The following is a 13,645-nucleotide window of genomic DNA, read 5'->3' as shown; positions in this document are numbered from 1 at the left end:
CAACGCTCATCTGGTTCCTGGTGACCTTGCAGGCGAAGAATTGTTAGCAACTTTCCCACACCTTGAGGGTTCGGTTGCTGTGATTGCATCTAACCCTCCCTACATTCCGGTAGATGCCATTCCACGCGACCCTGAGGTTCAGCTCTTCGACCCGGCACTGGCACTTTATGGCGGTCAAGATGGTCTGGATGTGGTGCGCCAAGTGTCGCAGGTGGCTTTAGTGCTGGGGCGACCTGGAGCTGCACTCATGTTGGAGCACGGTGAATTGCAAGGTGCCAATATTCGAGAGATTCTCTCGGCAGACGGATGGCGAGCTACTGCAACACATCGCGACCTGACCGGTCGCGACCGCTACACAACAGCGACCCGCCCGTAGACTGAACCCTGACCTAAGGGGAGTTGACCTGTGGCTATTTCGCCCGAGATTTCGGTGGCAATGTGCACCTACAACGGTGCACAGTACATCGTGGAACAGCTTGAGAGCATGGCTGCTCAAACGCTGTTGCCTGCTGAAATCGTGGTCTCGGATGACGGCTCAACTGACGGCACGATTGCTCTTCTCAAGCAAACCTGGGAACGACTTTCTGAGCACAGTTCTGAACTTCGCAAAGTGAAACTCATTGTTCTCTCCAACAAGTCATCCTTGGGTGTCACCAAAAACTTTGAGCAGGCCATTGCCACAACGACCAAGCCCTACATCTTCTTGGCAGATCAAGATGACCTGTGGTTCCCGCAGCGCTTGGAAGTTGAAACTGCCCAGCTGAAAGCTGGGGCAGGTTTCGTCTTCGGCGATGCCCAGTTGGTTAACTCCAGTGGTGAGCCACTCGGTCACTCGCTTTTCGAAGCTTTATCCCTCTCTGCATCAGAACGAGCGGGGATTGTTTCTCACCCCGTAGATGTTCTGATCAAGCGCAACATTGTGACCGGTGCTACTGCTGCCTTCTCACGTTCAGTCTTCGATAAAGCTGCGCCTTTCCCTTCCGGCTGGGTTCATGACGAGTGGCTGGCCATGGTTGCTGCACTTTCTGGTGAGCAGTTCGCTGTGACGGAATCACTGATTGGCTATCGCCAGCATGATTCCAACCAAATTGGTGTGAAGAAGAACACGCTTACCACCCGCATGGCCAAGCTGCGTGCTGAAGGGGCAGAACGTAATGCTCGCCTGTTGGCTCGCATCACGTCACTTTCTGAGCGGGCGAGTGAACTCGGTGCTTCAATATCCGCACTGTCACTGATTGCTTCTTCTGTGAAACTCCAACAGGCACGCTCTTCCTACCCGCGCAACCGAGCTATTCGCTGGGTTCCAGTAATTGGGCAAGTCATCACAGGGCGGTATTTCCGAGTGAGCAATGGACCCCGTGACATCTTGCGTGATTTGGTTCAGCCGCTCTAAGGCGCTGTTCAAACTTCGCTTTAAACTTCGACGCGTAAACTGTCAGAGTTATGTCTCGCATCTACGACTGCTCGGATAATTCCGAACTCCTCACCGGCATGCGGCTTGCTCGCCAAGCCGTGGCGAAGGGTCAGCTTGTCGTTATCCCCACAGACACTGTCTATGGCGTTGGAGCTAATGCATTCAGTCCAGAAGCAGTGCAACTGCTTCTGGAAGCTAAAGGCCGTGGACGGCAGTCGCCACCTCCTGTGTTGATGCCCTCGGCAGCAACCATGGACGGTCTAGCCCAGAACATCCCGGACGAAGTTCGCGCACTCGCTACGGCATTTTGGCCTGGCGGGCTCACCATCGTCCTCGAAGCACAGCCTTCACTGGCCTGGGACTTGGGAGACACCAACGGCACTGTTGCTGTTCGTGTTCCTGCTCACCCTGTTGCTCTTGAACTTCTTGCAGAGACCGGACCGTTGGCAGTTTCTTCAGCGAATCTCACTGGCCAGCCAGCTGCGACAACTGCTTCTGGTGCTCATGATCAGCTCGGTGCTCGCGTTGAGGTATATCTCGACGGGGGAGAAGCAACCGAAGGGCTGGCTTCCACCATCGTGGATGCCACGGCGCTGTCTCGCGGCACCGGCGGTATTCGCATTCTTCGTGATGGTGTTGTCACCGCAGCTCAGCTGCGTGACGTCATTGGTGACACTCTCGAGCCCTCGACTGAAGCGGTGGGCTAGCTCGTGTTCATGCTCGCGCTCATGGCCTTTGCTTCGGCAGTGGTCACCTTCGGGTTCTCGTATGTGATTCGTCGCCTGAGCCTGAAATACAAGTTGTATCCCAAGATCCGTGAGCGTGATGTTCACACTCGCCCCACCCCTCGTTTGGGTGGCGTGGCGATGTTCCTTGGCATCTTGGTTGCGTTTGGAGTTGCCAGCCAGATTCCATTCTTTGGTGTCATTTTTGCTGACCCAGGTCCCGTCTTGGCGATCATGGGTGGTGCTCTCCTGATTGTGGTCATTGGTGTCCTCGATGACCTCTGGGATTTGGACTGGACCATCAAGCTCGCTGCACAGCTTGGCATCGCAGCCCTAGTGGCGTGGCAAGGGGTGCAGATTCTGTCGTTGCCGATTGGCGGCATCACTGTGGGTTCACCCACAATGTCCTTCCTCATCACGATTTTTGCCATCGTGTTGGTGATGAATGCCGTCAACTTCATTGACGGTCTAGACGGTCTCGTTGCGGGTGTCTCGCTGATTTCTAACGGCGTCTTCCTGATCTATAGCTACTTACTTGCCCGTGAGACCAGCCCTTCTAACTACTTCAACTTGGCGTCGCTCATTGCCGCAGTTCTTGTTGGTGCGTGTGCTGGGTTCTTGCCCTTCAACTGGCACCGTGCCCGGTTGTTCATGGGAGATGCCGGTTCCATGCTGGTGGGCCTGCTCATGGCAGTTGCCGGTATTGCTGTCACGGGCCAGATTGATCCAGGGCAAGTGAACCCAGACGGCTTAGGTAAGTCGCAGTTGCTTCCAGCATTCCTGCCCATCATGTTGCCATTCGCGATTTTGCTTTTGCCACTCGTTGACTTCTCTCTTGCTGTTCTTCGCCGTGTGAGCGCAGGAAAGTCTCCGTTTACGGCTGACCGCAAGCACCTGCACCACCGTCTGCTCGACATGGGGCATTCGCACTTGCAGGCTGTTCTGATTCTCTATAGCTGGACTGCCGTGGTCTCCATTGGCTTCTTGCTGTTCTTCATTGTGAAGCCCTATGCCATCGCCATTGTGTTCTTGATTGTGGGAACGATTGTCAGCGCAGTGCTGACCATCTTGCCCCTCACGCGTCGCCAGCGCGTGGAGAAGACAATCCAGTCCCTCAAGGACGACGCTGTCCTGGCTGAGTATGACCCTCTAGATGCGGCCAGCAACAAGTTCGAGGACGATGTTCCTGTTCCTGCCGAGGAAGTTATTGCCGGCGCTACCGGCCAGATTGATCTGGGTGGCATCGTGACCCGCGGCTCGGGCAAGAAGCCATCCCCTAATTCACAACCTAAGTTCGCAGACGAGAAAGATACCGACAAGTAGTCATGACTAATCCTGAAACCTCTCGCATTCTGCCTACGGGTGTCCCCAGCTCTGTTCCCGTGCTGCGTCGCACGCTGGCCTATGGCTTCGCTTTCGCCGCAGCTATTGCTGTGGTGGGCGGAGTGATTGGCCTGCTCGTTGCTGGTCCCATTGCGGCATGGTCTGCAGTGATTGGTGCGGCTATGGCGGGTGTGTTCTTAGGAATCACCGCGCTGAGCATCTTGATTGCTGTGCGCTTCGACATCGTGGCGTTCTTCGGAATTGTCCTGGGTGCGTGGCTTTTGAAGTTTGTAGCGTTCATCGTGGCGGCGCTCGCGTTGCGCGATCAGCCTTGGATCAACCCCACTGCGCTGTTCCTGTCCCTGATTGCTGGTGTCATTGCCTCGCTCGTGGTGGACGTGGTCGTCGTGATGAAGACCCGCATGCCCTACGTTTCTGATCTGCAGCGGTAGAGAATCTTCGGTTACTTTCCCCGCTCTTTTTCTCTTCAACATGACAGCGCCCAGACTTTGTCTGGGCTTTTGTCATGTGGCTTTCTTCAGCCGATAGCGGGGGAGTGTTTCCGCTGAGCGGTAAGTAGTTTTTAGATTGGGTGAGCCGCCCTTTTTCCCTGTAAAGTCTTGAGTAATCCCTCGCTCCATCTGCGGATCAATCACCTACGTTTCGACAACGAAGCCAAACGAGATTGAACTGCTGGGGGATCCCGCATGTTCGTCGACGCGAGAGCAGAAGCTCCACGCCCCGAAACAGGAGATAGCGCTGCTAGTAAACGCTGTAACCAAGCTCGTCACCTCGTCAGAGGGCGACTCGAGCTTTCACGGGCCGTCGATCAACGAGTTCTTCCCTGACGCGATCTTCTTTGCTGGTACTCCTTTCGAGATCAACCGCATCATCCTGATCCGCTTCGTCATGGCAGCGCTGGTCATCCTGCTGTTCTGGCTTGCTACTCGCAACATGAAGCTTGTTCCTGGCAAGGGACAGTCGCTGGCTGAAATGGCACTGGACGTTGTCCGCGTCAACATTGCTGAAGACCTCTTGGGCAAGAAGGACGGCAAGCGCTTCCTTCCCCTGCTCACCGCCATCTTCTTTACTGTTCTGGCTATGAACATCCCGGGTATTTTCCCCGGTATGAACGTGGCTGGTTCGTCACTGGTTGGTCTTCCTCTGACCTTGGCCATCGTGGCGTATGTCACGTTTATCTATGCCGGTCTGAAGAAGCACCCTGGTGCGTTCTTGAAGAACTCGTTCTTCCCCCCAGGAGTTCCCTGGCCTATCTACATCATCGTGACTCCGATTGAGTTCTTCTCGATCTTCATCCTGCGTCCGATCACTCTGGCTCTTCGTCTTCTGATGAACATGGTTGCTGGTCACCTTCTTCTGGTGCTCTGCTTCTCAGCTACTGACTTCTTCTTCTTCTCTGTCGCTCTCGACGACGCGGGCTGGGCTCGTTTCTTCGGTCTCGGCACGTTTGCTTTCGGCTTCATCTTCTCGGCCTTCGAGATTCTTGTTGCTGTGCTCCAGGCATACGTCTTCACCCTGCTTACAACGGTCTACATCCAGCTCGCGCTGGCTGAGGAACACTAACGGGTCTGGCATCCGCCAGTCTCGACCACACGGAAGGAAACAATCGTGGACGCAACATCGGTTCTCGCCGAAATCAACGGCAACATTGCCACCGTCGGCTACGGTCTCGCAGCCATTGGCCCCGCTATCGGCGTAGGTATCGTCGTCGGCAAGACCATCGAGTCGGTTGCACGCCAGCCTGAACTTGCTGGTCGTCTTCAGGTTCTGATGTACCTGGGTATCGCTTTCACCGAGGCACTTGCCTTCATCGGTATCGCGACCTACTTCATCTTCACCAACTAGTCATCTACCCGTTCGACACGGAGGCATCATGCTTCAGGCACTAATCGTGGCTTCAACAGAGGAAACACCAAACCCTCTGTTGCCAGCACCGTACGACATGGTTTGGTCGGCGGTCGTCTTCGCGATCATCCTCATCTTCTTCTGGAAGAAGGTGCTCCCCAACGTTTCAGCCATGCTGGAAGCGCGTGGAGCAGCTATCGAGGGAAACATCGAGAAGGCAGATGCTGCTCAGCGTGAAGCTGAGGAAGCCCTTGCTAAGTACACCGCGCAGCTCGCTGACGCACGTGCTGAGGCAGGCAAGATCCGCGACGCTGCTCGTGCAGACGGCGCCAAGATCGTGACTGAGGCAAAGGATCTCGCGTCAACCGAGGCAGCTCGCATCACTGCGACTGCAAAAACTCAGATCGAAGCAGAGCGCCAGAGCGCACTCGTTTCGCTCAAGAGTGAGGTTGGCTCGCTGGCCATCGACCTGGCTTCGGGCGTTATCGGTGAGGCTCTCACCGACGACAAGAAGTCCAAGGCTCTCGTTGACCGCTTCCTCGCTGACCTCGCAGCTTCGGAGAAGGCAGCTAAGTAATGGGTAGCGCAAGCAGACACGCAATCACTAGCTCCAAGGCAGCACTTGCTGGCTTGGGAGCAAAGGCAAACCTGGCATTGGGCGAACAGCTCTTTGCTGCTGGTCGTGCCTTCGCTGAGTCTGCCCAATTGCGCGCCGTACTAGCTGACCCTGCTGTTCCTGCAGCCGACAAGTCTTCCCTTCTGGGCAAGGTTTTCGGCAAGGGACTGGATGCCACTGCATCCAAGCTGCTGGGACAGATCGTCTCTGACCGCTGGTCGAGCCAGGATGACCTGCTCGCCGGTGTCGAAGAAATCGCTATCCGCGCTGCTGTGTCGGGTTCCAAGAAGAATGAAGCTGTAGACGCTGAGCTGTTCGCGTTCTCTCGTGCCGTGTCGAGCGACGCAGAACTCGAGCTCAGCCTTGGTTCCAAGCTTGGTAACCCCGACGCTAAAGCCGCTCTCGTAGTAAAGCTGCTCAAGGGCAAGGCATCGGCGGCAACTATTGCCATCGTGTCTGCGCTTGTGCAGCAGCCTCGTGGTCGCCGCATTGGCGCCCTGCTCTCTTACGCAGCAGACATTGTTGCGGACCAGGCAGGCGCTTCCATTGCAACCGTGACCAGTGCGCAGCCTATTGCTGCAGCGCAGCTCACCAGCCTGGGCAAGTCCCTGGCGAAGGTCTACGGACGCGAGCTCAACATCAACCTCATCATTGATCCTGCGATTATCGGTGGCCTGCGCGTGCAGGTCGGCGATGACGTGATTGATGGTTCAGTTTCGTCCCGTATTCAAGAACTGCGACTCCAGCTCGCTGGATAGCCGGTAACACTTACCAAAACCTCTCAGTCAACCGACTGAATCAGACAAGGAAAACACAATGGCAGAACTTACGATCAGCCCCAACGAGATCCGCGACGCTCTCAAGGACTTCGTTTCTTCCTACAAGCCCACCAAGGCTTCGAAGACCGAAGTTGGCCACGTCATCGACGCAGCCGACGGTATCGCACACGTTGAGGGCCTGCCCGGTGTGATGGCTAACGAGCTCATCCGCTTCGCAGATGGCACTCTTGGTCTCGCCCTGAACCTCGACGAGAACGAGATCGGTGTTGTTGTCCTCGGTGAGTTCACCGGCATCGTGGAAGGTATGGAAGTAACCCGCACTGGCGAGGTTCTCTCCGTTCCCGTTGGCGAAGGCTACCTCGGTCGCGTGGTTGACCCACTGGGTAACCCCATCGATGGTCTCGGTGACATCAAGAAGATTGAGGGCCGTCGTGCTCTCGAGCTCCAGGCTCCTGGCGTTATGCAGCGTAAGTCGGTGCACGAGCCCATGCAGACCGGTATCAAGGCTATTGACGCCATGATCCCCGTTGGTCGTGGACAGCGTCAGCTCATCATTGGTGACCGTCAGACCGGTAAGACCGCTATCGCGATCGACACCATCATCAACCAGAAGGCTAACTGGGAGTCCGGCGACACCAACAAGCAGGTTCGCTGCATCTACGTTGCTATCGGCCAGAAGGGTTCCACGATTGCTGCTGTAAAGGGCGCACTCGAGGACGCTGGCGCAATGGAGTACACCACCATCGTGGCTGCTCCTGCATCTGACCCCGCAGGTTTCAAGTACCTTGCTCCTTACACCGGTTCTGCCATTGGTCAGCACTGGATGTACGGCGGCAAGCACGTTCTCATCATTTTCGATGACCTCTCCAAGCAGGCTGAGGCTTACCGTGCCGTTTCCTTGCTGCTTCGCCGTCCACCAGGACGTGAGGCATACCCCGGTGACGTCTTCTACTTACACTCCCGTCTGCTGGAGCGTTGTGCAAAGCTCTCTGACGAGCTCGGTGCAGGTTCGATGACCGGTCTTCCCATCATCGAGACCAAGGCAAACGACGTCTCGGCATACATCCCCACCAACGTGATCTCGATCACCGACGGCCAGATCTTCCTTCAGTCGGACCTGTTCAACGCGAACCAGCGTCCAGCCGTTGACGTAGGTATCTCGGTTTCTCGTGTGGGTGGTGACGCTCAGGTCAAGTCGATCAAGAAGGTCTCCGGTACCTTGAAGCTCGAACTGGCTCAGTACCGTTCACTCGAGGCATTCGCGATGTTCGCATCCGACCTTGACGCCGCAAGCCGTCGTCAGTTGGCTCGTGGTGCTCGTCTGACCGAACTGCTCAAGCAGCCTCAGTACACCCCTTACCCCGTTGAGGACCAGGTTGTTTCGATCTGGGCTGGTACTACCGGCAAGCTCGATGAGGTTCCTGTTGAGGACATCCTGCGCTTTGAGCGTGAGTTCCTGGACTACCTCGGTCGCAAGACCAAGGTTCTGACCACTCTGCGCGACACCAACGTGCTCGATGACAAGACTGTCGAAGACCTCGAGAAGGCCGTTGTTGCTTTCAAGAAGGAATTCCAGGCAGGCGACGGTTCTTCACTGGCTTCGGTTGGTAAGGAAGAGTTCGTTGCTATCGACGAAGCTGACGTCAAGCAGGAAAAGATCGTCAAGAAGAAGCGCTAAGCGCCTTTTCACTGACATCAACCACCTTTTAGAGAAACCACAGGAGAGACATGGGAGCGCAACTTCGGGTCTATAGGCAGAAAATTCGTTCTGCCCAGACGACCAAGAAGATCACGCGTGCAATGGAGCTGATCTCTGCCTCGCGCATTCAAAAAGCGCAGGCACGCGTTCTGCAGTCCACGCCCTACTCGCGTGCGATCACTCGCGCCGTGTCGGCTGTTGCCACGTACACCAACGTGTCACACATCCTCACGACCGAGCCTGAAAAGATTCAGCGCGCAGCAGTTGTGATCCTTGCATCTGACCGCGGTCTTGCTGGTGCTTTCAGCTCACAGGTTCTGCGCGAATCGGAGCAGCTCGCTGAGCTTCTTCGTGAGCAGGGCAAGGAAGTTGTCTACTTCCTGGTTGGCCGCAAGGCAAACGCCTACTTCTCCTTCCGCCAGCGTCCCGCTGAGCGTATTTGGACCGGTGGCACTGACCAGCCCGTCTTCGAAACTGCGCAGGAAATTGCTGCATCAGTTCTCGAAAGCTTCCTGCGCGACTACGCAGACGGTGGCGTGGATGAAATCCACGTTGTTTACAACCGTTTCGTATCGATGGTTTCTCAGGTTCCCACCGTTGTGCGCATGCTTCCTCTGGAAGTTGTCGAAGGTGTCGAAGCTCCTGGTGAAGAAGAAGTTCTTCCCCTCTACGAGTTCGAGCCCGAGGCAGACAAGGTTCTGGATGCACTGCTTCCGGTTTATATCGAAAGCCGCATCTACAACGCGATGCTTCAGTCGGCTGCGTCCGAGCACGCCAGCCGTCAGCGCGCAATGAAGTCGGCAAGCGACAACGCCGACAAGTTGATCCGCGACTACACACGTCTGGCGAACAACGCTCGTCAGTCCGAGATCACCCAGCAAATTTCCGAAATCGTTGGTGGCGCCGACGCCTTGTCGACCGCCAAGTAATACAGACTTTCCAAACCCGGTAAGAGAGAAGAAGAGCAATGGCAGCAGCACCAGCTACTAAGGCTAAGACCCCCGCAAAGGCAGCACCTGCTAAGAAAGCAGCGGCTCCCAAGAAGGCAGCAACCGCAACTGGTCGCATCGCCCGCGTGAACGGTCCCGTCGTCGACATCGAGTTCCCACACGACTCGATCCCCGGCATCTACAACGCCCTGGAGACCACGGTCGTCCTCGGCAGCGAGAGCACCAAGCTTGTCCTCGAGGTTGCACAGCACCTCGGTGACGACCTCGTGCGTGCCATTGCCCTCAAGCCCACCGACGGCCTCGTGCGCGGCCAGGAAGTCACCGACACCGGTGCTCCTATCTCCGTGCCCGTTGGTGATGTCACCAAGGGTAAGGTTTTCAACGTCACCGGCGACATCCTCAACGGTAAGCCCGGCGAAAAGATTGAAATCAAGGAGCGCTGGCCCATCCACCGCACACCACCAGCATTCGACCAGCTCGAGTCCAAGACTCAGCTCTTCGAAACTGGTATCAAGGTCATCGACCTTCTGACCCCCTACGTTCAGGGTGGAAAGATTGGTCTGTTCGGTGGTGCCGGTGTGGGTAAGACCGTTCTGATTCAGGAAATGATTCAGCGTGTAGCTCAGGACCACGGTGGTGTATCGGTATTCGCCGGTGTGGGTGAGCGTACCCGTGAAGGTAACGACCTTATCCACGAAATGGAAGAAGCAGGCGTCTTCGACAAGACCGCCCTCGTCTTCGGCCAGATGGATGAGCCACCCGGAACCCGTCTTCGTGTAGCACTGTCTGCTCTGACCATGGCGGAATACTTCCGTGACGTTCAGAAGCAGGACGTTCTGCTCTTCATCGACAACATCTTCCGTTTCACCCAGGCAGGTTCTGAAGTTTCGACCCTTCTGGGCCGTATGCCTTCAGCTGTGGGTTACCAGCCCAACCTGGCTGACGAAATGGGTATCCTCCAGGAGCGCATTACCTCGACTCGTGGTCACTCGATTACCTCGCTGCAGGCTATTTACGTTCCTGCGGATGACTACACCGACCCCGCTCCAGCGACTACCTTCGCTCACCTCGATGCAACCACCGAGCTTTCTCGTGAAATCGCATCGAAGGGTCTCTACCCTGCTGTGGACCCACTGACCTCGACCTCGCGCATCATGGACCCTCGCTACTTAGGTGAAGACCACTACCGCGTTGCGACCACCGTCAAGGCGATCCTCCAGAAGAACAAGGAACTCCAGGAAATCATCGCGATTCTTGGTGTTGACGAGCTCTCTGAAGAAGACAAGATCACCGTTTCGCGCGCACGTCGTATTCAGCAGTTCCTCTCGCAGAACACCTACATGGCGAAGAAGTTCACCGGTGTTGAAGGTTCGACCGTTCCCCTCAAGGAAACCATCGAGTCCTTCGACGCTATTGCTAAGGGTGAATTCGACCACGTGGCTGAGCAGGCCTTCTTCAACGTTGGTGCTATCTCCGACGTTGAAGAGCAGTGGGCAAAGATCCAGAAGGAAAACGGCTAATCATGGCTTCTTCTCTCCTTCAGGTCAGCGTCGTAGCTGCCGACCAGGAAGTCTGGTCTGGCGCAGCCTCTATGGTTGTTGCCAAGACCAGCGAGGGCGAGATCGGTATCCTTCCCGGACACGAACCTATGCTGGCGATTCTCGCCGGTGGTGAAGTTCGCGTCACTGCTGAGGACGGCTCGAAGATCACTGCTAACGCAGCTGGTGGCTTCCTTTCGGTTGAAAACAACAACGTTTCTGTTGTTGCTTCTGCCGCAGAATTGGTTGGCTAACGCTTAACCTCTCACACGCTAATGCCCGCGGTCGAAGAGTTTCTCTTCCTGCGGGCGTTTGCACTTAAGGGAATCTCATGCTGATTTTGTTACCACCTTCGGAAACGAAGCGTGATGGGGGAGAGGGTGCTCCGCTGGAGCAGCTTCTTGCCGAATCAGCACTGTCGTTTCCTCAGCTCAATGCCATTCGCAAGCGTGTGGTGGCTGCAACAGTGTCATTGGCGCGCAAGCCCAAGGTGTGTGCTGAAGTATTGAAGCTGAGCCCTAAGCAGATGGGAGAGGTTGACCGCAACAAGGCGGTCAAGACCTCACCCACCATGCCGGCCATAGATCGCTATACCGGTGTGCTCTATGACGGCCTTGCCGCCATGAATCTCGATGAACCTTCTCGGAACTTCCTGCGGGATAACGTCATGATTCAATCCGCGCTTCTGGGGCCCGTGGGGGCATTAGAACCCATCCCGGCATATCGACTCTCCTTCGACTCCAAACTGCCTGCATTAGCCGCTGGAAGCCTCAAGAAGGCATGGGCAGAGGCAGGAAGCAAGGCACTGGCCAAGAAGCTCAAGGCAGAACCTAGGCTCGTGCTGGATCTGCGCTCTGAAGGCTATTCGGCTCTAGCCCCGCTTGCTCCTGCGGAGAACACGGTCTATCTGCGTGTGGTGACCAAAGGTGAGAACGGTCAGCTGCGTGCGCTGAACCACTTCAACAAGAAGGGCAAGGGCGAGTTTGTTCGTGCCTTGGCAAAAGATTCAGCGAATACCAGCAATATCTCATCAGCAGAAGAGCTCATAGCCTGGGGTAAGACAAAGAACTTGATACTGGAACCAGGTGCTGAAGCAACTGCAGACTGGCCAGCAGAGCTCAACCTGGTTGTTTCTGGAGTCGTTCAGAAGCTCTGCTAATTCGACTCTGTGCTGTCAGTGGGTGCTGGCAATCTTTCCTTTAGGAGGGGGCCGCGAAAGCGGTTATTCAACGAAGAAGGAATAACATGGCCCACCATTCGAACGAGAGAGTTATTGATTACGATCAGTTCGTCAAAGACCCTCTGGCATTTATAGAGAAGTACCCACACCAGTTCTTGCTGCTGAAGAAGGGCAAAAAGCTCAAGTCTGTCGCAGTGGCAGCGGCGCTATACGAGCACGTTATTGAAAAGCTCAACATTGATTGGTCAAAGAAGTGACGACCAGTCAAACTCTGTTATCATATTTGATAACAGAGGAGAGAAGCTTGGACGCAGGTAAAGAACTCAGACGCGCACGACGTGCTCGTGGGTTTACCGTGCGTAAATTGGCGGATCTGGGCGGCACTTCTGCTGCCGCTATTAGCCAAATTGAGACTGGAGCGCGTGGAGTAAGTGTTGAGAGATTCTCATCGCTGCTTAAGAAATCACGTCACAGGTTGGTTGCAATTCCGACTTTGGCCAGCACAGCAGGAGAAGTAGCGGAAAGTATCGCCCTTTTTCTTGCTGAGGGTGACAATCAGGCTGCCTACCGTGAGTTCATCTCGTTTAGTGATTCTCTGAGGAAACAGACTCCAGCTGTCCGTGTTGTGCTTACGCTGGTGGCCCCAGAATCTACCGGCTCGGCACTCTATGACGCAGCAATTGCTGCTCTAGTCGAGCATTGGCTGATTGATGCGTCTTTGCCATTGCCTTCGTGGCTCGAAAGTTCAGAATTTTTTCTTCCTGAATTACAACATTTGCGAGAAGGAATTTACGGTCCAACTCCAGACCTCGACGAGGTATCAGCTGCATTTCAACGCCACAATGTGTTGTTCCCTGCTATCGCGATGGAGAGCGTCTAATGACTCAATCACTTTCGCGCGATGACATCATTCGTGGACTCAAGGAACTTGCTGACGATCTCAATAGCCGCGGTATTTCCGCTGAAATATTTATCATCGGCGGTGCCGCACTTGTGCTTCGATACTTCGACAGGCGTCTGACCAGTGATGTTGATCTGCGTGCCCTTAACTTCGACATTATTCGTCCTTCTGCAGAAGCTGTTGCTGACATCAACGGCTGGGATCCTGACTGGATCAACAATGCTGCGACCCAATTCGTTCCATCTTTAGGAAAGAGCGTCACCTGGGAAACCTTGTATGAAAACAAGGGAGTCTCCTTCAAGGTGACCACGCCTGAAGTCATGTTGGTGATGAAGCTTGCTGCTTCACGTACTGGTCGTGACGATCAAGACATAGCTAATTTGCTTGCCATAACCGGATTATCGACACTTGAGGAACTTGAAGGTTTATTCGAGGAATATTTCCCCGGGGATGTCCTTCCTCAGAAGGCGCTTCGAATGATTGACTCCTTGCTCAACACAGGTTTGCCTGAGTTGCCATCAACTCCACCTCCTCCCGTACTCGGGTGAGGTGTGGATAACTCCTGAGCTGGTAGTGATGGAACGGGCATGATTTCTTCATGTCCGATTCCATCTCCCGCATTGTTGGTGCTGTTCGAGCCAAAGCACATGACAG

General features: G+C 55.3%; 16 protein-coding genes and 1 pseudogene. All 17 read left to right on the top strand.

The window, feature by feature from the left end; translation table 11 throughout:
* Positions 1–376, top strand: a pseudogene (locus tag Q0362_RS07715) (peptide chain release factor N(5)-glutamine methyltransferase); the annotation flags it as partial.
* A 30-nt stretch (positions 377–406) separates the two neighbouring features.
* Positions 407–1,393: a glycosyltransferase family 2 protein gene (locus Q0362_RS07710; RefSeq protein ID WP_298122183.1), complete on the top strand. Its 987-nt coding sequence runs from the start codon at positions 407–409 to the stop codon at positions 1,391–1,393.
* A 50-nt stretch (positions 1,394–1,443) separates the two neighbouring features.
* Entirely contained in the window at positions 1,444–2,121 is a 678-nt protein-coding gene (locus tag Q0362_RS07705) for an L-threonylcarbamoyladenylate synthase (protein ID WP_298122180.1), read from the top strand.
* A 3-nt stretch (positions 2,122–2,124) separates the two neighbouring features.
* The gene (locus tag Q0362_RS07700; RefSeq protein WP_298122177.1) at positions 2,125–3,462 is read left to right on the top strand and encodes an MraY family glycosyltransferase; all 1,338 of its coding nucleotides are present in this window, start codon (positions 2,125–2,127) and stop codon (positions 3,460–3,462) included.
* Between the two features lie 2 nt (positions 3,463–3,464).
* Positions 3,465–3,914: a hypothetical protein gene (locus Q0362_RS07695; protein ID WP_298122174.1), complete on the top strand. Its 450-nt coding sequence runs from the start codon at positions 3,465–3,467 to the stop codon at positions 3,912–3,914.
* Positions 3,915–4,215: 301 nt separating this feature from the next.
* Complete coding sequence (gene atpB / locus Q0362_RS07690) at positions 4,216–5,046, top strand: F0F1 ATP synthase subunit A (RefSeq protein WP_298122186.1); 831 nt, start codon at positions 4,216–4,218, stop codon at positions 5,044–5,046.
* Between the two features lie 45 nt (positions 5,047–5,091).
* Positions 5,092–5,328 carry an ATP synthase F0 subunit C gene (gene atpE, locus Q0362_RS07685; RefSeq protein ID WP_096380363.1) on the top strand — a complete coding sequence of 79 codons (237 nt, stop codon included), beginning with the start codon at positions 5,092–5,094 and terminating at the stop codon, positions 5,326–5,328.
* Between the two features lie 28 nt (positions 5,329–5,356).
* Entirely contained in the window at positions 5,357–5,905 is a 549-nt protein-coding gene (locus Q0362_RS07680) for a F0F1 ATP synthase subunit B (RefSeq protein ID WP_110232966.1), read from the top strand.
* Complete coding sequence (locus Q0362_RS07675; protein ID WP_110232967.1) at positions 5,905–6,702, top strand: F0F1 ATP synthase subunit delta; 798 nt, start codon at positions 5,905–5,907, stop codon at positions 6,700–6,702. Before Q0362_RS07680 ends, Q0362_RS07675 begins: the two co-directional genes overlap by 1 nt.
* A 58-nt stretch (positions 6,703–6,760) precedes the next feature.
* A complete protein-coding gene (gene atpA, locus Q0362_RS07670; RefSeq protein ID WP_298122164.1) occupies positions 6,761–8,401 on the top strand; it encodes a F0F1 ATP synthase subunit alpha in 1,641 nt (546 codons plus the stop codon).
* 50 nt (positions 8,402–8,451) lie between these two features.
* Positions 8,452–9,351, top strand: a complete 900-nt coding sequence (locus tag Q0362_RS07665; RefSeq protein ID WP_298122161.1) for a F0F1 ATP synthase subunit gamma — start codon at positions 8,452–8,454, stop codon at positions 9,349–9,351.
* A 38-nt stretch (positions 9,352–9,389) separates the two neighbouring features.
* Positions 9,390–10,892, top strand: a complete 1,503-nt coding sequence (gene atpD, locus Q0362_RS07660) for a F0F1 ATP synthase subunit beta (protein WP_298122158.1) — start codon at positions 9,390–9,392, stop codon at positions 10,890–10,892.
* A gap of 2 nt (positions 10,893–10,894) precedes the next feature.
* Positions 10,895–11,164, top strand: a complete 270-nt coding sequence (locus Q0362_RS07655) for a F0F1 ATP synthase subunit epsilon (RefSeq protein WP_277494327.1) — start codon at positions 10,895–10,897, stop codon at positions 11,162–11,164.
* Between the two features lie 77 nt (positions 11,165–11,241).
* On the top strand, positions 11,242–12,069 hold the full coding sequence (locus Q0362_RS07650; RefSeq protein ID WP_298122150.1) for a YaaA family protein: 828 nt from the start codon (positions 11,242–11,244) through the stop codon (positions 12,067–12,069).
* Between the two features lie 86 nt (positions 12,070–12,155).
* The gene (locus Q0362_RS07645; protein ID WP_298122148.1) at positions 12,156–12,347 is read left to right on the top strand and encodes a hypothetical protein; all 192 of its coding nucleotides are present in this window, start codon (positions 12,156–12,158) and stop codon (positions 12,345–12,347) included.
* Between the two features lie 47 nt (positions 12,348–12,394).
* The gene (locus Q0362_RS07640; protein WP_298122145.1) at positions 12,395–12,970 is read left to right on the top strand and encodes a helix-turn-helix domain-containing protein; all 576 of its coding nucleotides are present in this window, start codon (positions 12,395–12,397) and stop codon (positions 12,968–12,970) included.
* Positions 12,970–13,539, top strand: coding sequence for a DUF6036 family nucleotidyltransferase (locus Q0362_RS07635; protein ID WP_298122141.1), 570 nt, complete (start codon positions 12,970–12,972; stop codon positions 13,537–13,539). Before Q0362_RS07640 ends, Q0362_RS07635 begins: the two co-directional genes overlap by 1 nt.
* Positions 13,540–13,645: the final 106 nt, after the last annotated feature.

Source organism: uncultured Aurantimicrobium sp., assembly GCF_936931525.1.
GTDB lineage: Bacteria > Actinomycetota > Actinomycetes > Actinomycetales > Microbacteriaceae > Aurantimicrobium.
The sequence above is the reverse complement of the archived record's forward strand: the minus strand, read 5'-3'. Positions and strand labels throughout refer to the sequence as shown.